The sequence below is a fragment of the Leifsonia sp. KNZ13-11D genome, from assembly GCF_056754895.1.
The window spans coordinates 2,877,701-2,902,622 of the sequence record NZ_JBPGWU010000001.1; the positions used below are offsets into that span (position 1 = coordinate 2,877,701).

Sequence of the window (24,922 nt, forward strand, 5' to 3'; positions counted from 1 at the left end):
GCTAGGGTGTGGCCGTGCTCCCTGGTCGGATCGTCGCGCTCGTGCGGCCCTCCCGGCGTCGCCCGCTGCGCGCCTTCCTGGCCGCCTGGGCCGTGTTCGCCCTCCTCGGCGCCGTGTGGGCGTGGGCGACGCCGCCCTCCGCCTCCCCCGACGAGCCCGCGCACATCGTCCGCGCGGCCAGCGTCGTCCGCGGCGAGCTGTTCGGTCCGCCGTCCGCCTGGGGCAACCTCGTGCATGTTCCGCAGTACGTCGCGGACGCCCACCGCACGACGTGCTTCGCCTTCCACCCGGAGGTCCCGGCGGCGTGCCCGCTGCCCGCCGGCGAGGACCCGGCCGCGACCGTCGTCGCCCCGACCTCCGCCGGACTGTACAACCCGCTCTACTACGCCCTGGTGGGCTGGCCGTCCCTGATCTTCCACGACTCCGCCGGGCTCACCGCCATGCGCATCGCGAGTGCCGTGCTCTCCGCCCTCTTCGCGGCCCTGGCGTTCGCGGTCGTCTCGACGATGCGGCAACGGCGGCTCCCGCTGCTCGCCTTCGCCGTCGCGGCGACCCCCATGCTGCTGTTCCTGAGCGGCACCGTGAATCCGAGCGCGGTGGAGGCGACGGCCGTGCTCGCGGTGTTCTGCGGGATGCTCGCCATCACCCTCTCCCCCGACCCGGCCCTGCTGCGTTCCCGCTCCGCGGTCGTGGCCGTCTCGGCGGTGGTGGCTGTGAACGCGCGCGGGCTCTCCCCGCTCTGGGTTCTCGCCGCCCTGGTCGTCCCGCTGCTGCTCACCGGTGGCGGCACCGTGCGCCGGCTGCTGAGGCGACCGGCCGTGCTCGTCGCCGTGGCGACGGTGGCGCTCGGCACCATCGCGGCGGTGGGATGGACGCTGTCGACGAATTCGCTGGCGAACGCGATCGCGCATCCGGACGATGCCCTGCAGTTCCCGGGGGTGGGAGCGTCGCCGGTCACCGGGTTCCAGCGCGTCCTGCTCGGCACGGTCGGCTACTCGCAGGGTCTCGTCGGCCTCTTCGGGTGGCTCGACACCCCGGCGCCCGACGCCGTGCTCTACGGGTGGGGCGTCGCCGTCGGCGCCCTCGCGGTGGGGGCGCTCCTCGTGCTCCGCGGCCGGCGGCTGCTCGCCGCCGCCGTGCTGGCCGGCGGCTTCCTGCTGCTGCCCGCTCTCGTCCAGGCGGTCTACATCCACGGCGGCGGGATGATCTGGCAGGGCCGCTACAACCTCCCACTCTTCCTGTGCCTCATCGTGGGGCTCGCCGCGCTGGTCGACGACGACGCGTTCCGCTCCCGGCAGGCGTGGGCGCGGGTGCGCATCCTCATCGTCGGAGGCGCCGTCGTCGGGCAGCTCTGGGCGTTCGGGAGCGTGCTGCGGCGCTACGCCGTCGGCTCGCAGGGGTCGCTGAAGACCTTCCTGTTGGGCTCCCCGGCGTGGCAACCGCCCGGCGGGGTCGTGACCGTGCTGATCGTCGCGACCCTCGCGTACGCGGCCGCCGCACTGCTGTTGCTGCGCGCCGTTCCGCGCGACGCCGGGGCGACACGGATCACGCTGGTTGCAGCAGATCCCGCAGCACGTCCAGCCACCCCCGGCTGGCCAGCCGCGGATACTGCCCGCGGCGGGCGAGACGCAGCACCGGCAGTGCCCGCGCCGGTCGACTAGCCGGGAACGCCGCCCGGGCCGCCTCGAACTCGGCCTTCTCCTCGGCGAGCGCGCGGTGCTCGCCGGGCACGCCGTCCGCCGCCGCCAGCCGGTCGGCGAGCAGCCGGGAGCGCACCGCGAGCTGACGGTTCCTCTCGCCCCGGCGGCCCAGCACGCGACCGACCTTGTGCCGCAGCGTCGGGTCGCCGGCTCCGATCTGGTTCTCGTCGTGGCGCCGGTAGCGCGTCAGCGGGCGCTCGCTGAGGTCGAGCCGGTCGCGCGCTGCCGCCTGGATCGCGAGCCACTCGTCGTGCACCCACTCGGCGGGAAACGGCAGTGCCGCGGCCAGCAGGTCGGCGCTCACCATGGCGGTCGCACCTGTGGCGAGGTTGCGCCGCACGAAGACGTCGAAGGCGCGGCCAGAATGCACAGCCGCCCGCTCCTCGTCGTTCACCTCGAGCACCCCGAACAGGGTGCCGCCCGCCGGCCGGCTGTCGTCGTCAATCAGCGTGGCGTCCGTGTGCAGGAAGCCCAGCCCGGGACGGGAGGCGAAGTACGCGGCCATCCGCTCCAGCTTGTCCGGCTCCCACTCGTCGTCCTGGTCGCTCAGCGCGATCAGGGCACCGTCGCACGCGCGCAGCGCCTGCTCGAAGTTGGCCGTCACCCCGAGCGGGGATGCGTTCCGCAGCAGGACGACGACGGGCACGGGCGCGCCCGACGCGCGGTGTGCCGCGAGCTCCTGCTCGACGATCGCCATGGTGTCGTCGACGGACGCGTCGTCCGAGATGACGAGCTGCGCCGGGGGAAGCGTCTGCGCGAGGATCCCCGCCAGCTGGCGCCGGATGAAGCGCGCGCCGTTGTGCGTGCAGAGCGCGACGGAGATCGCGGGAGCGGCGCCCGCGGGCTGCGGCTCGCTCACCGCCGCCCCAGCCGGCTCCGGATCTTCTTCGCCACCACGGTCGGGCCGCCGTTGCGGAGGTAGTGGAAGAACAGGCCGACGTCGTGCCGTACGCCGTGCTTCTTGCGCCGCGTCGTCGTCCGGCGAGCCGGCGCACCCGAGCCGACGACGCCGCGTGCGATCAGGTCGGCGGCGTGACGCGGGTCGGCCACGAAGCGCACCAGCGGGGCCAGCACGACGCCCCAGAAGTAGCGCTGGCGGACGCGGGCGACGTTGCGCTTGGCGGTGCGGATGAACTTCTCGTCGTACAGCACGGTCTCGAGCGCCGCGACCAGCGCATCCACGTCGCCGGAGGGCACGACGACGCCCAGCTTCTCCTCCTCGACCAGCTGCGCGAAGTGGTCGCCCTCGGTCACCACCATCGGCAGGCCCGCCCAGAGGTAGTCCAGGATGCGCGTGCGGAAGGAGAACGTCGTCTCGACGTGCGAGAAGTGCGTGCTGACGCCCGCGTCCGCCTCGGTGAGGTAGTTCTGCCGGTCGGCGTAGTCGACCCACGAGCTGTTGAAGAACACGGCGCGGTCGAGCACGCCGAGGTCTCGGGCGAGCTGGCGGGACTCCGCCACGATGCCCATCTCCGGGACGCCCGGGTGCGGATGCTTGGTGCCCTGGAAGAACAGCCGGACGTCGTCGTGCGTCTCGGACAGCCGGGCGACCGCTTCGATCAGCGACTTCGGGTCGAACCAGTTGTAGAGGCCGCCGCTCCAGAGCAGCAGCTTGTCGTCCGCGCCGATGCCGGGGAGGACGCCCTTGAGCACGTCGCGCTCGTGTGCGGGCGGCGTCTCCGACAGCCCGAAGGGCACCACGTCGATCAGCCGGTCGAGGTCGGGGTCGTCATCGTAGTTCGCCGGGTTGATGCGGCCGAGGGCGGCCAGCTGTCCCAGGTAGAAGTGCCGCTGCCGCTCGGACGCGCAGAGGAAGAAGTCGCCGCGCTCCAGCTGCTCGTTGAGCACATCGGTCGCGTCCAGGACCTGCTTGTCCCACTGCGCCCGGCCCAGCTCCTTGCCCTGCTCGAGCTGCTCCAGGTGCATCGGGTCGTAGACGTCGGCGACGATGATCCTGTCGGTCTTGCGCAGGCTCTCGAAGAGCGCCATGGCGAGCCCCTGGAAGACGATGACGTCGCTCTCGCGCTCCAGCGCGCGCATCGCCCGGTCGTCGCCCGGCCTCACGTGCACGACGTCGAACGGCGCCGACACCGGCTCGACGCCCGCGAGCGACACCAGGGTCACCACGTTGTCCTTCGCCAGCGCCTCGGCCATGCTCCAGGCGCGGATGGCCGGCCCGGCCATCTTGGCGCCGATCGGGTCCCCGGTGATCACGAGCACGCGCGTCACCGCCGGCCGCTCGGTCACCGGGAAGGCGGTCGCGAGCTTGTCGTATCCCTCGAGGTAGTGCTCGTCGGTGTACGAGGGCGCGTCCGTCTCGCCGAAGAGCGACCAGATGCGGCTGTCGGCCACGACCCGGGTGCTCTGGATGCGCTCGCGGTCGGCCGCCAGCCCCGGCAGGTGCTCGACGAACTGGTCGACGGCGTAGACCGCCGCCACCGTCTCCTTGTCGATCTCCATGGTCGGATCGTTCGAGCCGCCCTTCCGGAGGTCGAACTCGGTGGAGTCGAGGCCGCCCTTGGCCACACCGCGCCGGATGGTCAGTGCGAGCGTCGCGGGAAGCGCGGTCGCCAGCGCCTCGTCGCCGAGGTTCTTGTACTGGGTGAAGAGCGCGTTGCGCTCCAGCAGGTAGCTCTCCTTGAAGGCGCCGAACGACGACATCGACGCGTGGTGCTTGTGGAAGGCGAGCGAGGCGGGCTCGTAGACGAACCGGTGACCCGCCAGGTTGAGCCGCCAGCCGAGGTCCACGTCCTCGAAGAACATGAAGAAGCGCTCGTCGAAGCCGCCGAGCGCCTCGTAGACGGAGCGGCGCACGAACATCGCCGAGCCGGTGCCGAACAGGACGTCCTTGGGGACGTCGGGCGTCGACGGAACGGGCTGCGCGGTGAGCGGCTTGTACCCCTGCCCGAACCACGTCATCGCGGAGCCGATGTAGTCGACCTTCTCGCCGTCCCAGTCGAGGACGCGGCTGGCCACGGCGCCCACGCGCGAACTCGACTCGAAGCGCTCGACCGCGGCACGCACCCACGCGGCGTCGGGCTTGGCGTCGTTGTTGAGGAACGCCACGTACTCGCCGGACGCGGAACGGACGCCGAGGTTGCAGCCTCCGGCGAAACCGAGGTTCGCCTTCGACTCGATGAGCACGACGTGCGGCGCTTCCCGCCGGATGCGCTCGGCGCTGTCGTCGCCCGAGGCGTTCTCGACGACCACGATCTCCAGCCGGTCGGCGGGCCAGTCGAGCCTGCCGAGATGATCGATGGCGGTGAGCGTGTCGTCGGTGCCTCGGAAGTTCACGAGGACGACCGAGACGACTCCGGGGCGCGTGGTGGGCATGGGGTCCTTTCCCTGGCGGATCCGCCCGCCAGCCTACCAATTGGCTCCGGTGGGCCGTCGGAGCGCGACCTCCGATCGGCTCCCGGTAGGCTGGTCGGGTCGTCCGACCGCCGTCCTGTGAGGCCCCGCAACCATGAGCTCTGCCCCCGCCGTCGTGTCGAGCCGCCGGCTGAACTGGCGGCCGCTCCTGGCCCCCGTCCTCCTCGTCATCGCATCGCTGCTCGTCGGCATCGTGCACGTGCCGCAGCACAAGACGCTGTCGCCGATCGACGAGTACCAGTACGTCGACTACCTCGCCAAGGTGCCGACGCAGGGCCTCGTGCACCGCGGCGAGGAGGCCGGCGAGTACGCGCGCACGCAGCTCGGCTGCCGCGGCCTGCGGCTGCTGGCGCCGTCCCCGGACGACCGCTGCTCGCGCTCGGTCGCGTCCGACGACTCGCGTTTCCCGATCGACGGGAAGACCTCCGCCGACATCTACAGCCCCGCGTACTTCGTCATCACCTGGGTGCTCGCGCAGCCGCTCACCTGGTTCGGCGTGGACCTGACCGACGCCGGGCGCTTCGTCGGCGCTCTGTGGCTGGCGGCCGCGGCGCTGCTCATGTTCTACGCCCTGCGGCGGCTGCGCCTCCCGACGCCGGCCGCGTTCGGCGCCACGCTGCTGATCGTCGGCTCGCTGCCCGCGTACTGGTCCAACACGTACCTCAGCACCGATGCGACGGCCCTTCCCGCCGGCGCCCTCATGCTCTTCCTGGCCACGCTGGTGGATGCGCGCGGCCGCGGCATCCTCTGGTTCTCGTTGGGCGCCGCCTTCGTCACCCTGTTGAAGGTGCAGAACCTGGCAGCTGTCGCCGCCGCCGCCATCTTCCTCGTGATCCGGGCGGTCGTCCCCGCCTACCGTGCGCGCTCCGGACGATGGAGCTGGATCGGTGCGACGTTCCGCGATCGGCGCACGCTCTCGGCGATCATCGGCGTGGTGGCCGCGTTCGCCGTGCAGCTGGCCTGGCTCGCGGTCCGCTCCGCTGTGGCGGTCGGCCCCGCCCCAGCACTGGATGCGCCACCGCCGCCGCTCAGCATCACCCAGCTCGTCTCGCAGGCGGGATCGTTCCTCGGCGGCGCGGCCTCGGGGGTCGGCGACACGGGCACCGTGATGCGCGCGCCCGGCCTGCTCATCCAGCTGGTGACGACCTGGCTGGCGATCGCGGGCGTCCTCGGGCTGCTGATCGTCGCACGCTGGGGCCGCCGCCGCGCGGCGCTCGCGCTCGCCACGTTCGTCGCCGTCGTCGTCTCGGCGCCGGTGCTCACCATCGTCACCAAGCTGTCGCTCGGCACCTACCCGTTCCCGCTGCCGTCCCGTTACGGCATCTCGCTGCTGCCGTTCTCGCTGGCCTGCGCGGCCCTGCTGTTCCCGAAGCGACGCGTGCCGCTGGGCATCCTCACCGGGCTCGGCGTCGTGGTCTACGTCGCGTCGCTGATCGTACCGGCCGGCTGAGCGAGGCCGCTCAGTCGCGCGCGTCGACCAGGTCGCGAGCCGACGCCCGGCGGGCCTCGTCCGCGCGCACCGAGCGCGCGATGCGCTGCGACAGCCGATGCAGCGGCCGTTCGGCCGCGAAGTAGAACCCGGTGGCGACCGCGAGCGCGAGCACGATCGCGACCAGCGCCGGAAGGGGCCCGGTGCCCATCAGGAAGGCGACCGAGATCATCAGCGGGCGGTGCACCAGGTACAGGCTGAACGAGATGGTCCCCAGGAACAGGAGCACCCGCGTCGTCAGCACCCGGCTGAGCGGACGCCACTGGGTGCCGACGACGATCAGGAGGACGATCCCCGCGAGGACCAGCGGGAGGGTCGCGACGCGCGCCGGGATGCCGTGCTCCTGGAGCGGACGGCCCAGCACGAAGAAGGAGGTCATGCCCGTGACGGCCGCGAGCGTGAGCACGACGCCGGCCGCGTGGGACCACCATCGTCCGGCGCGCAGGAAGCGGAAGGCGGCGGCGACCCGGTCCCAGTGCTGCGCCAGGAGCGCGCCGAAGAAGAACATGGGCAGGTAGCTGGTGGCGGGGTCGGTGTTGATCCAGCCGACGACGCACGCGATGGCCGCGATGACGGTCGCCGCCACCGGGTGCCGTCGCACCACGTAGAGGTATGCCGGGAGGGCGAGCGAGAACACGACCTCCCACTGCAGCGACCACAGGGTGCCGATCGCGTTCGACGTCCCGCCGAGCAGCGTCGCGTCGTGGATGATGTCGAGCACCGGGTACGAGGCGGGGAGCGCTGCGACCGTCGGCGGGGTGCCCGCCGCGACCGTGTGCGGGATCAGCGTGTACGACAGCCAGGCGAGCACGATCGCCGCCAGGACGGGCCCGTAGAGCCGGACGATCCGGGACGGGTAGTACGCCGGGTAGGAGAAGTCCGGCCGCATGGCCGCCTTGGTGAGCACGAATCCGGAGAGGATGAAGAAGAGGAAGACCGCCTCGGCGCCCAGCCACGCGACGTGCAGCGGCGAGAAGATGAGGAGGTTCGCGATCGGGTTCGCCGCCGGCTTCAGGTAGACGCCGTCCTGCAGGGTCGACCAGTTCAGTGCCAGCACGTGGTAGAGCAGCACGGACACCGCGGCGAGGCCGCGGAGGGCGTCGAGCTCACGGTTGCGGATGAGGACCTCTCAGAGGGCGGGGTGACGAGCGAACACGATACCTGCATTTCCTCCGAGGCCGCGACACCGCGCGCATCCCGTCTCGTCCGGAACGTCCTAGGGCGCCACCCAGGACGGCGCCTGCGTCGGCACCGCGTTGCCGCCGGGGTCGCAGAGGAAGTCGTAGATCCCGTCGAGGGCCGCATCCCAGTCCGAGTGCCGGTCGTCGATCGTCGCCGTCCCCGCGGCCGCGATGCGCCGGCGGGTCTCCGCATCCCGCACGAGCTCGTCGAGGGCCGCGACGACCTCCTCGTACGTCATCATCGTCGTCCGCGCGTTCTCGCCGGGCTGGAACAGCCAGCGGAACCACGGCGATTCGGGGACGACCATCGCTACGCCGCTGGCCATGAGTTCCAGCGGCAGATACGACGGATGCCGCGAGATCTGCAGGGTGATGCCGATATCGGTCTCCCGGTACAGACGGCCGGTGGCGCGGTAGTCGAGCAGACCGAGGTCGATGAAGTCGGCGCTGGGCGGCAGGTACTTCGCCCCGGCCGCCACGATGCGGACCCGGTCGCCGTACCTCCGCTTGATCTCGCTGAGGGCCGCGTAGACGATCTCCCAGCAGTTGCGGAAGTGGTCGCGAGCGTACGCGAAGATCGTCACCGGATCGTCGTCGGCCCGCTCCGGGCGCCCGTCCGCGTGGAAGACGGCGCGGTCCACGGCCGGCTCGAACCACATCGCCGTGCCGCCGTACCCGCCGGCGTAGATGTCGTGCATGCTCCGCGTGTTGCAGATGCCGTACAGCCCGAGGCGGTACGTCTGCTCCGTCATCGCGAACAGCGAGCTGGCCGGGTAGAACGACGGCTCGTAATCCTGGATCAGGTAGAACTTGCGCGGCGTGCCCGGCGTCTTGGCCACATCCCGTGCGGTCAGCCAGAAGGTGGCGATGGCGGCGTCGGCTGGCGGGATCGCGGCCAGGCCCTCGTCCGTTCCGTAGTAGTTGCCCACCTCGGACCCGGCGAGTCCCGGGAACGCGGCGACGATCGCCGACTCGTAGAACTCGTGCGCCGGGTGACCGTTGACGAGGAAGCGGTTCACCACCCCGTGCTCCCGCGCCAGCTTGTCGGCGATGCGCAGCGTGGTGTTGATGCCGCCGAAGAACGGCAGGTCGAATCCGGGGAGCAGCCAGTTGATCGTCCGGACCTCGCGGCGGCCGACAGTCGTCCGGTGCGTCTCGACGACCCGTTCGACCTCCTCGGCGGTGATCGAGGCCAGCGGCAGCAGCGCGGTGGCGTCCTCGGAGATGGTGGACTGCTGGGCGTCCGACTTCCACGGCCGCCCGAGGCCCGCCATGGTCAGCTCGAGCGGTGACGGGTCGTCCACCGCCGCGAAACGCGGCACCTCGACCAGCCGGCAGACGTTCGGCGAGACGTACGGGTCGCCGGCGGCGAGCCAGGGCTGGTAGCGCCAGTAGCTGGCGAAGGAGTCCGAGCGCGGGGCGTGCGGCCCGCGCGTCAGCGACTCGAAGTGACGGACCGCGTCGAACGGGATGACTACGTTCCGCCGGCCGCGGATGATCTGGTCCAGCCCGAGCACCACGTCGCTCCCCGTCAGCTGGAATCGCTCGTCGAACCCGCCGACCTCCTCGAACAGGTCCCGGCGGATGCCGACGCACGCCGCGGTGACCGCCAGCGAGTCGCGGTACCAGCGGACCGGTCCGATCAGAGAGCCGTCGTCCGGGTGCATCCCGGTGAACAGGTTGGCCGCGAAACCGCCCGGGCCGATCATCACGCCGCCGTGCTGCACGACGCCGTCGCCCGTCCGGTGCTGGAACCCGACCGTCCCGACGCCCTCGCGGTGCAGCATCCCGACCAGCTCGCGCAGCCAGCCGGCGTCGACGATCTCGGTGTCGTCGTTGAGGAACACGAGCACCTCGCCGGAGGTCCCGCGCGCCGTGACGGTGTTGACGCGGGAGTAGTTGAACGGCTCCTCGTGCCACCAGACGTGCCGCACCGGGATGCCCGGGTCGAGGGCGGCGTACCAGGCCTCGTTCTCGTCGGTCTCGCCGCCGTTGTCGACGACCGTGACGTCGAACGCGGGGTAGTCGGTCTCCGCGAGGCTGGGCAGGAGGCGCTCCAGGTTGGCGCGGCCATGCCGTGTCGGCACGACGATGGAGACGGTCGGCCACACCTCCGGCTGGAAGCGCACGCGGACGATGCCGTCCGCGACCTCGGCGGTGGCCTCCTCGCCCCGGTCCCGCAGTGCGCGCGCGACCATCTGCGCGTCGGCGTCCGTCGCCGGAGCCTCCGGCGCGTCCGGCACGGAGAGGAGGACGTGCGGCACGCGGCCGACGGACGCGTCGCTGAGATCCGAGCGGAGGAGCAGCCGCCAGATCCCGTGGTCGTCGAGGGTCAGCCCGGACACGGCCCGGGCGTCGGCCGTCCGGATGGCGAACGCCCGCTCCAGATAGTTGGCTCCGAGCATCGTCTCCGGCGACCACACCGGCCGGAACAGCGGGGACACGCGGGTGCCGCCGGCGGTCACGCGGTCCGAGTCGAAGCCGATCACCCGGCGGACCGGGTCGACCCGGTGCTCCTTCGCGACCTGCTCCAGCGCATGCGGATCGAGCACGGAACCGGCCTTCAGGAAGAGGACGAAGTCCTCGGGCGCGTCCGGCAGCACCGCGCGCAGGGGCGTTCCGGTGGGCAGGACCAGCGTCCGCGGCTGCAGGGCGACCTGTCCCCGGATGCTCTCCTCCGTGGCACGGACGCACGCCTGCTCCTTCTCGTCGGCCGCACCGGTCGTCTCCACGATCACCAGGAAGGTGGTGGCCGGTCCCGCGGGCAGTGCCTCGAAGGGCGGCTGCTGCGCGCGCCATTCGGCGTAGTCCGTGAGGCCGGGGCCACGGTGCTGCGGCCGGGTCTCGGGCGCGGGAGGGCGCAGCTCGGTCCGGAAGGCGCGCGCGGCCTCTTTGCCAGCGCGAAGCACCTTCCCCGGCCCCGTCTCCGCGGGGAACAGACGGCCGAGCGCCCGCTGTGCGTCGCTCATCCTCGGGTTCATCCGGGCAAGTCTAGCCGGGCGGGGCCCCTGAACCGCCCGCCTAGACTGGTGCCCGTGAGACTAGCGATGACCGTGATGGTGCGCGACGAGGCCGACATCGTCGGCGCGATGATCGACCACCACCTCGCGCAGGGCGTCGACACGATCATCGTGACGGACAACGGCTCGGTCGACGGCACCGCCGAACTGCTCGAGTCGTACGCCTCGGACGGCAGGATCGTGCTCCACCACGACCCCGAGCACCGCAAGCAGCAGGCGCAGACGGTGACCCGGATGGCAAGGGAGGCCGCGACCGATCACGGCGCGGACTGGGTGATCAACGCGGACGCCGACGAGTTCTGGCTGCCGCGCGCCGACGGTCTCACCCTCGCGGAGGCGTTCGCGGGCATCCCGAAGCAGATCCAGGCGTTCGACGTCCCCGTGCACGACATGATCGGGCCGGCCGCGCTCGCCGGCACCGGCCTGCAGCGACTGGTCCACCGCGACCTCCGCGACACCCCGGCCCTGCACCGGGTGGGACTCAAGGCGCACGCCACCCACGACGCCGTGCACATCGGCGACCCGTCGGTCGAGGTCGTGCAGGGCAACCACTTCGTCAGCCTCGAGAACCGCGGGCCGGTTCCGGCCGGTCATGAGGTCGAAGTGCTCCACTTCCCGTGGCGTTCGTGGGAGCAGTACAGCCGCAAGGTCCGCAACGCGGGCACCGCGTACGAGAACTCCGACCTGACCCCGAGCCCCAACCATCACGGGATGCGCGACTACCGTCGGCTGCAGGCCGGGGTCCTCTATCCCCTCTATCTCTGCCGCCATCCCGACTCCGAGGAGCTCGAGGCGGGCGTCGCCGCGGGCGAGTACGTCCTCGACACGCGGATCGCCGATCGCGTGCCCTCCCCCGTCGCCGACCGCCCGGTCGACGGCGTGACCGAGCCGGTCGACCGCGCCATCGGGCTCGCGCTCGCCGACCTCGACCGCCGCGTCGCCGAGGCCCAGGACGGCCGCGCCCGCGCCGAGGCGGAGCTGCACGCGGCGCATGAGGAGATCCGTTCCCTGCACGAGCAGCTCGGGAGCCTCCGCTCGCGCCGGGTGGTGCGTCTCGCCGACGGGGCGGCGCGCCTGCTGCCGGGGCGGCACTGAGAGTCCGCACAGCCGCGGGGCGCGGACGGCGCCGCCGCGCACACCGAGTTCTCCGGTAGCGGTGGTAACCTCCTGAGCGGCTTTCGTGCTCGGCGCTTACCCGTACGCGGGCGAGAGGCCTCCCCGCGGTGTCGCCTCCCTTCGGTCAAGCCCGGACCGCTGGAGGGCCGTCCCGCTCCGACTAGCAGCAAGGAGCACCATGCCGACGACCGACTCGAGCACCGGCACGAGCGAGGCCGCCACCAGCCCGGCGACGGGCCGGGCGGACACGGCCGCGCGGCGCCGCATCCTCGTCGTGACGCCGGACACCTTGGGCGAGCTGATGGCCGGTCCCGCGATCCGGGCCTGGGAGATCGCCCAGGCGCTCAGCGCCGTCGGCGACGTGCGGCTGATCTCCACCAACCGCGTGTCCGACATCACCGCCGACCGCTTCCACGTCGGATTCGCGGACGACGCCGCCCTGCGCACCCACGTCGACTGGGCCGACGTGCTCGTCTTCCAGGGCCACATCCTGCGCAGCCACCCCTGGATCAAGGCGACGGACACGCTCATCGTCGCCGACATCTACGACCCGATGCACCTGGAGCAGCTGGAGCAGGGCAAGGACTTCCCGCCGGAGGACCGGCTCGCCGTCGCCATCGACACCGTCGAGGTGCTCAACGACCAGCTCGAGCGCGCCGACTTCCTCGTCTGCGCCTCCGAGAAGCAGCGCGACTTCTGGCTGGGTCAGCTCGCCGGGCTGGCGCGCATCAACCCCGCAACCTACGACCGCGACCCCAGCCTGCGCTCGCTGCTGGACGTCGCGCCGTTCGGCGTCCAGAACGAGCCGCCCGTGCAGAAGAAGCACGGCATCAAGGGCACCGTCCCGGGCATCGGCCCGAACGACAAGGTGATCGTCTGGGGCGGCGGCATCTACAACTGGTTCGACCCGCTGACCCTCATCGAGGCGGTCGCGCTCGCGCGTGAGGCCCACCCGGATCTGCGCCTGTTCTTCCTCGGCGCCGTGCATCCGAACCCCAACATCCCCACCATGCGGATGGCTGTCCAGGCCCGCGAGCGCGCCGACGAGCTCGGCCTCACCGGCGAGGCGGTGTTCTTCAACGACTCGTGGGTCCCCTATACCGACCGCGCGGACTTCCTGCTCGACGCCGACCTCGGCGTCAGCACCCACTACGAGCACCTGGAGACGGCGTTCAGCTTCCGGACCCGTATCCTCGACTACCTCTGGGCGTCGCTGCCCATCATCAGCACCGACGGGGACACGTTCGCCGACATCATCCGCGAGCACGAGCTCGGACGCGTGGTGCCCCCGGAGGACGTCCAGGCCCTCGCCACCGCGATCGAGGAGCTGCTCTACGACACGGACGCCCGGGAGCGGATCGCGGCGAACATCGCGGCCTACGCGAGCCGGCACACCTGGGAGCACACGCTCCGTCCGCTCGTCGCCTTCTGCTCCGACCCGGCCCCTGCGCCGGATCGCATCGCCGGGATCGTCTCGGAGCGCACCCGCGTGACGAACGACCTCCACACGCGCATCCGCGGCCTCGAGAGCAGCTCCTCCTGGCGGCTCACCCGGCCGCTGCGCGCCGCCTCCAACTGGCTGGCCGCCCGGCGCCGCAAGCTATAATCCATCGAACGCCCGACACAGATTGACGACTGAATGACTGCACTGGATCGATATCGTGCGCTCGCGCAAGAGCGGATGGTGACGGTCAGCGGCGACGACAAATCCAGCGGCACCTGGGCCGCGCTGCGGGACATCTTCCGCCACCGCGAGCTGCTCTCGCTGCTCGTCCGCCGCGACCTCAAGTCCCGCTACAAGGACAGCGTCCTCGGCTTCGTCTGGACGCTGGTCCGGCCGCTCACCCAGCTGCTGATCTACGCGATCGTCATCGGCAAGATCCTGGGCGCCGAGCACGGCATCCCGGACTTCGCCATCTACGTCTTCACCGGGCTGACGGCGTACGGCCTGTTCAGCGAGATCATCGGCGGCACGACCGCGTCCATCGTCGGCAACGCGGGGCTGATCAAGAAGATCTACCTCCCGCGGGAGATCTTCCCGCTCGCGAGCGTCGGCTCGGCGATGTTCAACTTCATCATCCAGTTCGCGATCCTGCTGGTCGCCACCTTCGTGGTCGGCAAGCCGCCGTTCCAGGTCCAGACCTGGTATCTGATCCCCTCCGTGCTGCTCCTGGTGCTCTACGGCACGGCGTTCGGGCTCATGCTGGCCGCGGTGAACGTGTACCTGCGCGACATCCAGTACCTCGTCGAGGTCGTCCTCCTGCTCCTGCTGTGGGCCTCGCCCATCGTGTACTCGTGGTCGATGGTCGCCGACGCGCTCGGCCACGGCATCTGGCTCGACATCTACACCGACAATCCGATCACCCTCTCGGTGCTCGGCTTCCAGAAGGCGATGTGGGTCGCCGGTCAGGGAACCGCAGAGTACCCCGACTTCCTCCTGCTCCGGATGGGCATCGCGTTCGTGATCGGCATCGTCCTCCTGTTCGGGTTCCAGCGCGTGTTCTCGCGTCTGCAGGGCAACTTCGCGCAGGTGGTGTGAGATGACGACCGATACGACGACGGCAGCTCCGGCGGCGGCCGAGGACGAGACTCCCGAGATCGTCCGGGTGACGGACGTCTCCAAGCGCTTCGTGATCCGCAAGGACAACTCGCTGAAGGAGCGGCTGGTCGCCTTCGGGCGCGGGCGCGAGCACCGCGAGGAGTTCTGGGCGCTCCGCGGCGTCTCCGTGAACATCCAGGCCGGCCACACCGTGGCGCTCATCGGTCACAACGGCTCGGGCAAGAGCACCCTGCTGAAGGTCATCGGCGGCATCATCGACCCGACCTCCGGCAGCGTCGCCCGCCGTGGCCGGATCGCCGCCCTGCTGGAGCTCGGGGCCGGGTTCCACCCCGACCTCACCGGCCGCGAGAACGTCTACCTCAACGCCTCGATCCTCGGGCTCACCCGCGAGGAGACCGAGGAGCGCTTCGACGAGATCCTCAGCTTCTCCGGCATCGGCGACTTCATCGACACGCAGGTCAAGTTCTACTCGTCCGGCATGTACGTGCGGCTCGCCTTCGCGGTCGCGGTGCACACCGACCCCGACCTTCTGCTGGTCGACGAGGTCCTCGCGGTGGGCGACGAGGCGTTCCAGCGCAAGTGCCTCGACAAGATCCGGTCCTTCCAGCAGGAGGGCCGCACCATCATCCTCGTGACCCACAACCTCGGCCAGGTCACCGAGCTCGCCGACCGGGCGATCCTCCTCAACAGGGGCGAGGTCGTGTACGACGGCGAGCCGGGCGGCGCGGTCACCGAGTTCCGCAACATCCTCGAGGACCGCCGCGTGCTCGAGGCGGAGGCGGAGGCGGCCGTACAGGTCTCCAAGCACGGCGAGGCGGTGGCCGAGCACGGCCGCGTCATCGGGGCGCAGGCCTGGGCCGACGGGCGCGAGCCGGGCGAGCCCGTGCAACCGGGCGACGACCTGCGCATCGAGGTCACCCTCGAGCACGACCGGGGCATCGACGACTGGATGTGCGCCATCCAGATCGACAACACGCTCGGTCAGCCCGTGTACGGCACGACCACGGCGCGCATCGGCGTGGACATGTCCCGGCTGAAGGAGCGCCGCACAGTCGCGTTCCTCCTCCGCGACGCGCGGTTCGGGGCGGGCAAGTACTTCGTGAACGCCTCCCTGATGGCACGCGCCGGCCAGCACCTGTCGGACATGCCTCAGGCCTGCTCGTTCGATGTGCCGTACTACCCGCTCGCGGTCGGGACGGTGCACTCCGTCCCCGAGGTCGTCGAGCCGACGGCGTGACGGGCGACCGCACCGGCGACGCTCGGCGCGCCACCCCGCGAGTGCTCGCGGTGACGGTGACGTACAACTCCGCCGACACGATCGGGCCGTTCCTGTCGTCGCTCGCGACGGCGGGGCGGATCGACGAAGTGGTGGTGGCCGACAACGCGTCCGCCGAGGCGGACGTCGTGGGTGCGGCCGTGCGCGCCGCCGGGTACCGGTTCGTGGAGCTGCCGGCGAACGAGGGGTACGGCGGCGGGGTGCGCGGCGCCGTCGACTTCGCCTCGGCCGAGCCGGACTACATCCTGGTCGCGAACCCCGACGTGATCTTCAGCCCCGGCGCGGTGGACGCGCTGGTGGCCGCCGCCGAGGAGCTGCCCCAGGCCGGCTCGCTCGGCCCGAAGATCCTCGACGCCGACGGGACCGTCTACCCGTCCGCCCGTCGCCTGCCCTCGCTCCGCACCGGTGTCGCCCACGCGCTCTTCGGCAGGATCTGGCCCACCAACCCGTGGACGGTCCGCTATCGCGCCGAGCGCGAGACCGAGACCCGCCGCGACGCCGGCTGGCTCTCCGGCGCCTGCCTGCTCATCCGGGGAGACGCGTACCGCCGGCTGGGCGGGTTCGATCCAGGCTACTTCATGTACTTCGAGGACGTCGACCTGGGCGACCGCCTCGGGAAGGCCGGGTGGCGCAACGTGTACGTGCCCGAGGCCGTCGTCACCCACACCGGCGCGCACTCGACGTCGCGGGAGCGCAAGCGGATGGAGCAGGCGCACCACGACAGCGCCTACCGGTACCTTTCGCGCAAGTACTCCGCCTGGTACTTCGCGCCGCTCCGGCTGGCCGTGCGCCTCGGCCTCTGGGGCCGGCTCTGGTGGGTGTCCCGGTGAGCGCCGCCTCCTTCGCCCGTCGCGCCGTGTCGGCGGTCCGCTGGCGGCTGGCGATGCGCCGCTACCGGGCGGGCCGCTTCCGCATGCGGGAGCTGCTGCGCGACGGCGAGCCGGAGGGCGTGGCCGTCATCATGTGCCTGTGGAACCGCCGCGAGCGCATCGACGCCGTGCTCACCCAGCTGGATGCGCAGCAGGGCACCCGGGTCCGCCTCGTCCTGTGGAACAACAACCCCTCCGACGACGCGTTCTACCGCGAGCGCATCGCCGCCTACCGCTCCCACGGCGCCCTGTCGTCGGTGTCGCTGGTGTCGAGCGGCGTGAACGTCGGCGGTCTCGGCCGCTTCTTCGTCGCGCGCCGGCTGTGGGTCGCCGGCGAGCGCGACGCGTTCGTCATGCTCGACGACGACCAGGACGTCAGCGACCACTTCCTCGCCGACCTCCTCGACGCCTGGGAGCCGCGCACCATCGCCGGCTACTGGGCGTGGACGATGGAGGGCGAGTACTGGGCGCGCACGCCGGCCGAGCCCGGCGACCGCGTGAGTTACGTCGGGACCGGGGGCTGCGTCTGCGATCTCGGCATCGTCTCCGACCTGTCGTTCTTCACGGAGCTGCCGCGGTACTTCGCCTTCCTCGAAGACATCTGGATGTGCGGCTACGCCCGCAAGCGCGGCTGGGTGCTGCGCAAGGTCGACACCCCCGTGGAGTTCGTGCTCGACGAGACCAACCAGCACCACACGCTCGCCGAGCGCAAAGCGGAGTTCTACCGCTATCTGCGACTCGACGACAGCCGCTAAGCGGCTCAGCAGGCGATGTAGCCGGTCACGGCGCCGGTCAGGGCCGCCGGGCCGCCGATGAAGTAGACCTTCGACGCCTTCAGCTTCACGATGTCGTCACCGACCGAGCGAGGGAGGCACCAGCTCGGCGAGAGGTAGAGCGGCGCCTTGGCCGCCCCCGCCATCGCCGCGGCCGACAGGGCGTCCGGGAAGTCGATGCCCGAGGCGACGAAGACGGTCCCCGCCGAGGAGAACCGCTGGCTGTTCACGAGGTGACTCGTGTCGTAGCGATCCGTGCCGCCCACGCGGGTGACCGTGACCCCGGCCGCCCGCAGCGACGTGTCGAAAGTCGGGGAGACGACGGCGGAGCCGCCGACGACGGTCGCCGACGTCAGCTTCGCCGTGGAGACGAATTGGGCGGTCGCGGCGTCGGCCGGCCCGAACCCGCTGACGAGGAGGACGGGCTGGCCACCAGCGCTCGCCGCCGCCGCCGCAGACAGCGCATCCGGGAAGTTCAGCCCCCCGGCGAAGTAGGCGGCCGTCGCACCCGGGAAGGCGTACTTCGCCAGCTGCCGTGATGTCTCGAAACGGTCGAACCCGGCGATGCGCACCACGTTCGGCTGCACCGTCGCCAGCTTCGCCAGCACGGCGTCCGCGATGACGTTCGGCCCGCCGACCACGACGATCTTCGCCGGCGCCAGTCTCTTGACCTCGGCGAGCACGACGGCCGGGACGTCGCCGCCGGTGGTGAGCAGGAGCGGTCCCTTCTGCGCGGCGGCCGCGGCGCTCGCCGCGATCGCGTCCGGAAAACCCTGACCGGAAGCGACGTAGACGACGGGCACCCCCGGAGTCGGATAGGCGGCCTGCGAGACCGCCACCGAGGTCGCGTAGCGGTCCGAGCCCGAGACGCGATAGGCGCCGGGCGCGCCGCCGAGCGCGCTGGAGTAGAACTGCGCGCGACAGCCGAGCTCGGTCGGACCGGACGGATTGCCGGGTGCAGGCAGAGCCGTGACGCAGGCCGTGTACTGTCCGTCGCCGGTGCGCGGGATGCTGGCGGCGAACCCGTGAGCGGCGCCGGCGTTCGGGTAGGCGGCGGCGACATCCGGACGGTTCCCGCTCGCCGGGACGGTCGTCGTCGACGTGCCCGCCGGCGTCTTCCACGTGATCTGGACGGAGATCGACGTGGAGATGAGCGTCTGGTCGAGCGCCCACCCGCCGACGGCGAACACCGTCGGCTGGAGGTTCGCCGACTCGAAGTTGCCGATCGGCGGCACGCCGGAGGTGGTCGAGCCGAACCAATCGGTGTACAGCCGCCAGAAGTTGCGGTTTCCGTAGGCCGAGCAGCTGTCTCCCGTCCCGTACAGGTTGGCCAGGGCCGCGGCGTTCGGCTGGTACGGGGTGTAGTAGTACAGCGCGGCGGTGGCGAGGTTGCGCACCAGCACATTGCCGGAACCGCAAGCCGTGTTCGGGCTGTAGCGGATGGCGCTGACCTGGCCGACCGGGATCCAGCTGAAGTAGTCGGAGGTGCCGGGCGGGTTGCCGTAGCGTTTGAACTGCCAGGCCGCCTTGTACACCTGGTTGTAGAAGCCGAGGGTCTGCGGGTCGCACGCCCCGGTGTCAGGGCAGGCGAAGCCCGTCGCCTTCTGGTACTGACCCGCGGTCGGCCAGGTGTCGGTCACCAGGCTCTGCTCCTTCTCGAGCAGGACCAGGAGGACCTTCTGACTGATCCCGCAGGCGGCGCCCACCTTGGCGATGATGGCCGCCGCCGTCTCGCCCGCGGCGCCGGTGTACGGCCCGCACATCGCGTCCCCTGCACGCGAGTACGTGCTCTCGCGGTAGTCCTTGAGGCAGGTGTACCCGGCACGGCAGGTGGGGACCTGAGTGTTCAGGAACCCCTGGATGGCGCCTGCGTCGGCGGCCGCGCCGTTGTAGAAGTTCGAGTCGCTGATGATGTACCCGGCCTGGAAGTCCGACGCGGTGGCCGCCTGGGCGCCCGGCCCGGGCGCGGTCACGGAGCCCACCAGGACGACGGCGAGCACGGAGAGCGCGGCCGTGAGCAGGCGGAACCGGTGGCGAGGGGGCGTCACAACGCGAGCTTAGTTGTGGGACGCAACGAAATGGCGTCGCGACGCAGGATTCCTGCGAATTCTCTCACGAAACGCCGCTTTGTCGAGCAATGCTCGCTTGGGCGTCCCGTGCTCCGTCACTCGTGCTCGAGCAGTGCGCGCAGGTAGCTGCCGTAGCCGCTCTTGACCAGCGGACCGGCCAGCGCTTCCAGCTGGGCGTCATCGATCCAGCCGGCGCGCCACGCGATCTCCTCGATGCAGCCGACCTTGAAGCCCTGCCGGTCCTCGATCACGCGGACGTACTCCGACGCCTGCATCATGGACTCGAAGGTGCCGGTGTCGAGCCACGCGGTGCCGCGGTCGAGCACCTGCACCTGGAGACGGCCGGCCTCCAGGTAGCGCTCGTTGACGGTGGAGATCTCGAGCTCGCCGCGAGCGCTCGGCTCGATCGTCTTCGCGATCTCGACGACGGAGTTGTCGTAGAAGTAGAGGCCGGGGACCGCGTACTTCGACTTCGGACGCGCCGGCTTCTCCTCGATCGAGATGGCCTTGAACCCGTCGTCGAACTCGACGACGCCGTAGGCGGTGGGGTTGCTCACCTGGTAGGCGAAGATCAGCGCCCCCTCGATCGAGCTGTGGTTGCGCAGCGAGGAACCGAGGCCCGTGCCGTGGAAGATGTTGTCGCCGAGCACCAGGGCGACCGACTCGTCGCCGATGAACTCCTCGCCGATGATGAACGCCTGGGCGAGCCCGTCGGGCGACTCCTGCACCGCGTACTCGATCCGGATGCCGAGCTGCGAGCCGTCGCCCAGAAGCGCGCGGAACTGCTCGTTGTACTCCGGGGTGGTGATGATGAGGATCTCGTCGATCCCGGCCATCATCAGCGTCGACAGCGGGTAGTACACCATCGGCTTGTCGTAGATCGGCATCAGCTGCTTCGAGATGCCCTTGGTGATCGGCCAGAGTCGGGTACCGGAGCCCCCGGCCAGGATGATGCCGCGCATCGGTCAGTTGCCTCCGTCGTCGGTGGATGCGTCGAGCGACGCGTAGTAGGCGCGTGCGGCGTCCCAGGTGGGCAGCAGGCCGGCGGCCGCCGCCTCCGCGAGCGACGGCGCCTCGGTGTCCTTGGGCGAGAGCAGCAGCTCGCCCGCCTCGTCGGGGAAACGCAGCGCGATGTCGGAGTCGAGCGGGTTGATGCCGTGCTCACGACCCGGGTTGTAGACGTCGGTCACCAGGTAGCTGACCGTCGCGTCGTCGGTGAGCGCCACGAAGCAGTGGCCGAGTCCCTCCGCGATGTAGATCGCGCGACGGTCGGTGTCGTCGAGCAGCACGGAGTCCCACCGACCGTACGTCGGCGAGCCGACGCGGATGTCGATCACATAGTCGAGCACGGCGCCCCGGGTGGCCGTCACGTACTTCGCCTGGCTCGGCGGAATGTCCGCGAAGTGGATGCCCCGCACCGAACCGCGGCGGGACACGGACGTGTTCGCCTGGCGCAGGTCGAGGCGGTGGCCCACAGTCTCCTCCAGCCGGTCGAATCGGTACCACTCCAGGAACACACCGCGGTCGTCGGCGTGCTGCTTCGGGGTGATCTCGTACGAGTCGGGGATGCTCAGTTCTCGGATCTGCACCCCGAGAGTCTACTGGCAGACGACAAGGCCACCCACCTGATCACCGAGCGCATTCGCGCCGCCGAGGGTGACGAAGCTCTGCGAGCGCAATGCCAGAGCGGCCGAGCCGGCGTACATGCAGCCGGCCTGCGTCACCAGGAGCGGACCTCCCGACATGCCCGCCCAGGCCGCGCCGGCCAGGGCGTCGGGAAAGGCGGTCCCCGACGCGAAGTAGGTCGACGCCGTCGCGGACGGGAACGCCTCCTGGTTGACCACCGTGCTCGTCGCGAAGCGGTCGCTTCCCGACAGCCGGGTGACCGTGAAGCCGGCCGAGCGCAGGCTGCTCTCGAAGCCCGACGAGATGATCGCCGTGCCGCCGACGAGCTTGACCGTGCTCACGTGCAGGTTGTGCAGGGCCGCGACCGTGGCGTCGTCGGCGGCGTCCAGGCCGCCGTTCACCAGCAGGACGGGCTGATCGTGCGCACCCGCGGCGCCGCCCGCGGACAGAGCGTCGGGGAACCCGAGGCCGGAGGCCAGGTAGGCGGTCGCGTTCCCGGTGCTGCCGCCGAAGACGGCTGCTGCGATCTGCTGCGACGTATCGAATCTGGTTCCGCCGTAGATCCGGGTGACCTGGGGGGCGTACGCCGCCAGCTGGTCGAGGACCGGCTGCAGGATGACCGCCGGGCCGCCCACGACGATGATGCGGGACGGCTTGAGGCGTGCGAGCTCCGTCGTGATCGGGGCCGGGACCGCTCCGGGCATGGTGAGCAGCAGCGGGGAACCGGCGGCCGCGGCCGCCGGCGCGGCCGAGAGCGCGTCGGGGAAGTCGAGGCCCGAGGCCACGAACACCGTCAGGGTGCCCGGCGCCGGGTTCGGGAAGGCCGCCCGGGAGATCGCCGCAGCGGTCTCGAAGCGGTCGGCGCCGGCGACGCGCTGCGGCGTCGGCACCGATCCCGCGGTCGAAGGGCCGTCCGACCAGGCGTTGAACAGCATCCAGAAGTTGCGGATGCCGTAGGCGGAGCAGGCGTCGCCCTCGCCCGGGTAGGCGGCGAGCGATGCCGCGTCCGGGGTGTAGGGCGTGTAGTAGTACAGCGCGGCGGTGGCCTTGTTCTGCAGCGCGACCTGAGCGGAACCGCAGGTGGGATCGGTGTTGTACCGGATGCTGTTCAGCTGGCGGATCGGGAACCAGTCGAACGTGTTCCCGACGCCGTACCTCTTGAATTGCCAGGCCGCGCCGTAGACCTGGTTGAAGAAGCCGGTGGTGTCCGACGTGTTCGTGCTGCACCCCTCGGAGGTGTCCGGGCAGTTCCACCCCGTGGCGTAGTCGTAGGCGCCCTGCGACGGAGCGCTCGAGGTCACCAGCCCCTGCTCCTTCTGCAGCAGGACGATGAGCACCACCGGGTTGATCCCGCACGAGACCGCGACCGTGGCCAGGATGTGCGCCGAGCTCTCGGAGCCGGTGCCGGTGTAGCCGTTGCACATGGCATCCGCCGGCTTGGTCGTCGTCGCGGTCGTGTACGACTTCAGGCACGTGGGCGCGGTGCCGGTGCAGGTCGCGACCTTGGAGGCGAGGAACGATGCGATCCGGGACTCGTTCCACGCCGTGCCGTCGTAGAAGACCGCGTCGCTCACCAGGTTGCCCGGGAAGAACTCGGCCGGGTCGGCGTCGGCTGCCGAGAACGGCGTCACCGCTCCGGAACGGGTGGCCGGCGCCGCCCCCAGACCGGCGGCGACGTTCGCGTTCTCCTGCTCCGCCGACGGCACACGCCCCTCGGTCGCCTTCGCGACGGCGGCGTAGTAGGCGTCGGCCGCTGAACCGTCGTCGGCGGCCGCCGGTGTCGCGACGAGCGCCGCCCCCGCGATCGCGACCGTGAGCACGGCGGTGACCAGTGCGCGGGTCTTCGCCCGCATTCCCCCCAAGACCATGTTCGGAAGCCTAGCGTGATCCTCTCGTCCCTCAGCAAGAGCTTTCGGACCTCACCCGGTAGACTCGCCCGGTAATCCACAGACTCCGTGAGGCAGGTCACCCACCCCCATGAAGATTCTCGTCACCGGCGGCGCCGGTTTCATCGGCTCCAACTTCGTCCGCCGCACCCTGCAGGACGCGTACCCGGGCCTCGAGGGCGCCGAGGTCGTCGTGCTCGACGCGCTGACGTACTCCGGCAACCTGGCCAACCTGGCGCCGGTCGCCGACTCCCCGCGCTACACCTTCGTCAAGGGCGACATCCGCGACGGCGGACTGCTCGACGAGCTCTTCCCCACCGTGGACGCGGTGGTGCACTTCGCTGCGGAGTCGCACGTCGACCGCTCGGTGCGCGACGCCTCCATCTTCGTCGAGACGAACGTGCTCGGCACCCAGCAGCTGCTCGACGCGGCACTGCGCAACAACCTCGAGCGTTTCGTGCACGTCTCCACCGACGAGGTCTACGGATCGATCGCCGAGGGCTCCTGGGCCGAGGACCGCCCGCTCGAGCCGAACTCGCCCTACTCGGCGTCGAAGGCCGGAAGCGACCTGCTCGCCCGCAGCTACTTCCGCACGCACGGCCTCAACCTCTCGATCACGCGCTGCTCGAACAACTACGGGCCGTACCACTTCCCCGAGAAGGTCATCCCGCTGTTCGTCACGAACCTGATCGACGACAAGCACGTGCCCCTCTACGGCGAGGGCAACAACATCCGCGACTGGCTGCACGTCGACGACCACACCCGCGGCATCGCGATGGTGCTGGTGAACGGCCGCGCCGGCGAGATCTACAACATCGGCGGCGGCACGGAGCTCACCAACAAGGAGCTGACGCAGCTGCTGCTCGACGCGACCGGCAAGGACTGGTCGTACGTCGACCGTGTCGCCGACCGCCTCGGCCACGACCTCCGCTACTCGGTCGACATCTCCAAGATCCGGTCCGAGCTCGGATACGAGCCGCTCGTCCCGTTCCAGCAGGGGCTTGCCGACGTCGTGCAGTGGTACCGCGACAACCGCGCCTGGTGGGAGCCGCTGAAGGCCCGCGCAGCGCTCGACAACTGATGCCCCGCTACCTGATCGCCGGCGCGGCCGGGATGCTCGGCCGGGACCTGCAGAAGGCCCTCGCCGGACGTGAGGTGACGGCGCTCGCCCGGGCGGACCTCGACGTCACCGACCGCGATGCCGTCCTCGCGGCCGTGGACGGCCACGACATCGTGCTCAACGCTTCGGCCTACACGAAGGTCGACGACGCCGAAACGCACGAGGACGACGCCTACGCGATCAACGCCCTCGGCACCGAGAACCTCGCGATCGCGGCCGCCCGGAACGGCGCCCGCTTCGTGACCGTCTCGACCGACTACGTGTTCGACGGCCACGCCACCTCTCCCTACGCCGAGGACACACCGCGCGATCCGATCAACGCCTACGGACGCACCAAGGCCGCGGGCGAGGAGCTCGCGCTCGCGGCGCATCCGTCCGGCGCCTTCGTGGTCCGCACGGCCTGGCTGTACGGCGCGGGCGGCCCGAACTTCGCCACGACGATGGTGAAGCTGGCGGACAGCCACGAGACCGTCAGCGTGGTCGACGACCAGCTCGGCCAGCCGACCTGGACGGGCGATCTCGCCGCCCGGATCATCGAACTGGCCGACTCCGCCGCGCCGGCCGGGATCTATCACGGCACGAACTCCGGCCAGGCGACCTGGTTCGAGTTCGCGCGCGCGGTCTTCGCCGAGGCAGGACTCGACCCGGAGCGGGTGAAGCCCACCGACAGCTCGACGTTCGCGCGCCCGGCGCCTCGCCCGTCGTACTCGGTGCTCGGCCACGACGCCTGGGCCGCGGCCGGACTCGCACCGCTGCGTCCCTGGCGGGCGGCGCTGTCCGACGCCGCGCGCGCGGGACTGTTCGCTTAACTCCTCCATAGTGGCCACACCCTGATCGGGGGATTTGTGGCGGCTCTCGCCGCGGC

At 70.9% G+C, this 24,922-nt stretch carries 18 protein-coding genes; 10 read left to right on the forward strand and 8 right to left on the reverse strand.

All coding sequences use genetic code 11. The features are described 5' to 3' along the window. Nucleotides 1-14 precede the first annotated feature (14 nt). On the forward strand, nucleotides 15-1,661 hold the full coding sequence (locus ACR9Y5_RS14240) for a DUF2142 domain-containing protein (RefSeq protein WP_481298554.1): 1,647 nt from the start codon (nucleotides 15-17) through the stop codon (nucleotides 1,659-1,661). Here ACR9Y5_RS14240 and ACR9Y5_RS14245 read toward each other — a convergent pair. Continuing rightward, on the reverse strand, nucleotides 1,546-2,559 hold the full coding sequence (locus ACR9Y5_RS14245; protein WP_481298555.1) for a glycosyltransferase family 2 protein: 1,014 nt from the start codon (nucleotides 2,557-2,559) through the stop codon (nucleotides 1,546-1,548). The genes ACR9Y5_RS14240 and ACR9Y5_RS14245 overlap by 116 nt on opposite strands. Next, nucleotides 2,556-5,033, reverse strand: a complete 2,478-nt coding sequence (locus ACR9Y5_RS14250) for a glycosyltransferase (protein WP_481298556.1) — start codon at nucleotides 5,031-5,033, stop codon at nucleotides 2,556-2,558. The genes ACR9Y5_RS14245 and ACR9Y5_RS14250 overlap by 4 nt, the downstream gene beginning before the upstream one ends. Before the next feature lie 133 nt (nucleotides 5,034-5,166). On the opposite strand from ACR9Y5_RS14250, the gene ACR9Y5_RS14255 reads away from it, so the two are divergent. Continuing rightward, nucleotides 5,167-6,522 (forward strand): hypothetical protein, encoded by a 1,356-nt coding sequence (locus ACR9Y5_RS14255; protein ID WP_481298557.1) that lies wholly within the window; start codon nucleotides 5,167-5,169, stop codon nucleotides 6,520-6,522. Between the two features lie 10 nt (nucleotides 6,523-6,532). Here ACR9Y5_RS14255 and ACR9Y5_RS14260 read toward each other — a convergent pair whose 3' ends face one another. Further along, a complete protein-coding gene (locus ACR9Y5_RS14260; protein WP_481299588.1) occupies nucleotides 6,533-7,681 on the reverse strand; it encodes an acyltransferase family protein in 1,149 nt (382 codons plus the stop codon). 96 nt (nucleotides 7,682-7,777) lie between these two features. Beyond that, entirely contained in the window at nucleotides 7,778-10,711 is a 2,934-nt protein-coding gene (locus ACR9Y5_RS14265) for a rhamnosyltransferase WsaF family glycosyltransferase (protein WP_481298558.1), read from the reverse strand. Between the two features lie 66 nt (nucleotides 10,712-10,777). Here ACR9Y5_RS14265 and ACR9Y5_RS14270 point away from each other — a divergent pair, with 66 nt between their 5' ends. The 6 genes from ACR9Y5_RS14270 (at nucleotide 10,778) to ACR9Y5_RS14295 (ending at nucleotide 17,338) form a co-directional block, all read left to right on the forward strand. Then, a complete protein-coding gene (locus ACR9Y5_RS14270; protein ID WP_481298559.1) occupies nucleotides 10,778-11,857 on the forward strand; it encodes a glycosyltransferase family 2 protein in 1,080 nt (359 codons plus the stop codon). A gap of 199 nt (nucleotides 11,858-12,056) precedes the next feature. Further along, a complete protein-coding gene (locus tag ACR9Y5_RS14275) occupies nucleotides 12,057-13,484 on the forward strand; it encodes a glycosyltransferase family 4 protein (protein ID WP_481298560.1) in 1,428 nt (475 codons plus the stop codon). Between the two features lie 75 nt (nucleotides 13,485-13,559). Then, entirely contained in the window at nucleotides 13,560-14,417 is an 858-nt protein-coding gene (locus ACR9Y5_RS14280) for an ABC transporter permease (RefSeq protein ID WP_481299589.1), read from the forward strand. A 1-nt stretch (nucleotide 14,418) separates the two neighbouring features. Continuing rightward, nucleotides 14,419-15,675: an ABC transporter ATP-binding protein gene (locus ACR9Y5_RS14285; protein WP_481298561.1), complete on the forward strand. Its 1,257-nt coding sequence runs from the start codon at nucleotides 14,419-14,421 to the stop codon at nucleotides 15,673-15,675. After that, complete coding sequence (locus tag ACR9Y5_RS14290; RefSeq protein WP_481298562.1) at nucleotides 15,672-16,544, forward strand: glycosyltransferase family 2 protein; 873 nt, start codon at nucleotides 15,672-15,674, stop codon at nucleotides 16,542-16,544. The genes ACR9Y5_RS14285 and ACR9Y5_RS14290 overlap by 4 nt, the downstream gene beginning before the upstream one ends. Then, nucleotides 16,541-17,338, forward strand: coding sequence for a glycosyltransferase family 2 protein (locus tag ACR9Y5_RS14295; RefSeq protein WP_481298563.1), 798 nt, complete (start codon nucleotides 16,541-16,543; stop codon nucleotides 17,336-17,338). Before ACR9Y5_RS14290 ends, ACR9Y5_RS14295 begins: the two co-directional genes overlap by 4 nt. A 5-nt stretch (nucleotides 17,339-17,343) precedes the next feature. Here the strand turns inward: ACR9Y5_RS14295 and ACR9Y5_RS14300 are convergent, their stop codons facing one another. The 4 genes from ACR9Y5_RS14300 to ACR9Y5_RS14315 form a co-directional block, all read right to left on the reverse strand. Continuing rightward, nucleotides 17,344-19,404 (reverse strand): cell wall-binding repeat-containing protein, encoded by a 2,061-nt coding sequence (locus tag ACR9Y5_RS14300; RefSeq protein ID WP_481298564.1) that lies wholly within the window; start codon nucleotides 19,402-19,404, stop codon nucleotides 17,344-17,346. Nucleotides 19,405-19,520: 116 nt separating this feature from the next. Next, nucleotides 19,521-20,387, reverse strand: coding sequence for a glucose-1-phosphate thymidylyltransferase RfbA (gene rfbA, locus ACR9Y5_RS14305; RefSeq protein ID WP_481298565.1), 867 nt, complete (start codon nucleotides 20,385-20,387; stop codon nucleotides 19,521-19,523). Nucleotides 20,388-20,390: 3 nt separating this feature from the next. Further along, nucleotides 20,391-21,014, reverse strand: a complete 624-nt coding sequence (locus ACR9Y5_RS14310) for a dTDP-4-dehydrorhamnose 3,5-epimerase family protein (RefSeq protein WP_481298566.1) — start codon at nucleotides 21,012-21,014, stop codon at nucleotides 20,391-20,393. A gap of 9 nt (nucleotides 21,015-21,023) precedes the next feature. Further along, nucleotides 21,024-22,919 (reverse strand): cell wall-binding repeat-containing protein, encoded by a 1,896-nt coding sequence (locus ACR9Y5_RS14315; protein WP_481298567.1) that lies wholly within the window; start codon nucleotides 22,917-22,919, stop codon nucleotides 21,024-21,026. A gap of 109 nt (nucleotides 22,920-23,028) precedes the next feature. Here ACR9Y5_RS14315 and rfbB point away from each other — a divergent pair, with 109 nt between their 5' ends. Both rfbB and rfbD read left to right on the forward strand, forming a co-directional pair. After that, the gene (rfbB, locus tag ACR9Y5_RS14320) at nucleotides 23,029-24,018 is read left to right on the forward strand and encodes a dTDP-glucose 4,6-dehydratase (RefSeq protein ID WP_481298568.1); all 990 of its coding nucleotides are present in this window, start codon (nucleotides 23,029-23,031) and stop codon (nucleotides 24,016-24,018) included. After that, nucleotides 24,018-24,866: a dTDP-4-dehydrorhamnose reductase gene (gene rfbD / locus ACR9Y5_RS14325; protein WP_481298569.1), complete on the forward strand. Its 849-nt coding sequence runs from the start codon at nucleotides 24,018-24,020 to the stop codon at nucleotides 24,864-24,866. The genes rfbB and rfbD overlap by 1 nt, the downstream gene beginning before the upstream one ends. The last annotated feature ends 56 nt before the right edge of the window (nucleotides 24,867-24,922 follow it).

Coding starts and splice junctions, on each gene's coding strand:
- ACR9Y5_RS14250 (WP_481298556.1), bottom strand. CDS start 5,033: ATGCCCACCACGCGCCCCGGAGTCGTCTCGGTCGTCCTCGTGAACTTC.
- ACR9Y5_RS14255 (WP_481298557.1), top strand. CDS start 5,167: ATGAGCTCTGCCCCCGCCGTCGTGTCGAGCCGCCGGCTGAACTGGCGG.
- ACR9Y5_RS14265 (WP_481298558.1), bottom strand. CDS start 10,711: ATGAGCGACGCACAGCGGGCGCTCGGCCGTCTGTTCCCCGCGGAGACG.
- ACR9Y5_RS14275 (WP_481298560.1), top strand. CDS start 12,057: ATGCCGACGACCGACTCGAGCACCGGCACGAGCGAGGCCGCCACCAGC.
- ACR9Y5_RS14280 (WP_481299589.1), top strand. CDS start 13,560: ATGGTGACGGTCAGCGGCGACGACAAATCCAGCGGCACCTGGGCCGCG.
- ACR9Y5_RS14285 (WP_481298561.1), top strand. CDS start 14,419: ATGACGACCGATACGACGACGGCAGCTCCGGCGGCGGCCGAGGACGAG.
- rfbA (WP_481298565.1), bottom strand. CDS start 20,387: ATGCGCGGCATCATCCTGGCCGGGGGCTCCGGTACCCGACTCTGGCCG.
- ACR9Y5_RS14315 (WP_481298567.1), bottom strand. CDS start 22,919: ATGGTCTTGGGGGGAATGCGGGCGAAGACCCGCGCACTGGTCACCGCC.
- rfbB (WP_481298568.1), top strand. CDS start 23,029: ATGAAGATTCTCGTCACCGGCGGCGCCGGTTTCATCGGCTCCAACTTC.
- rfbD (WP_481298569.1), top strand. CDS start 24,018: ATGCCCCGCTACCTGATCGCCGGCGCGGCCGGGATGCTCGGCCGGGAC.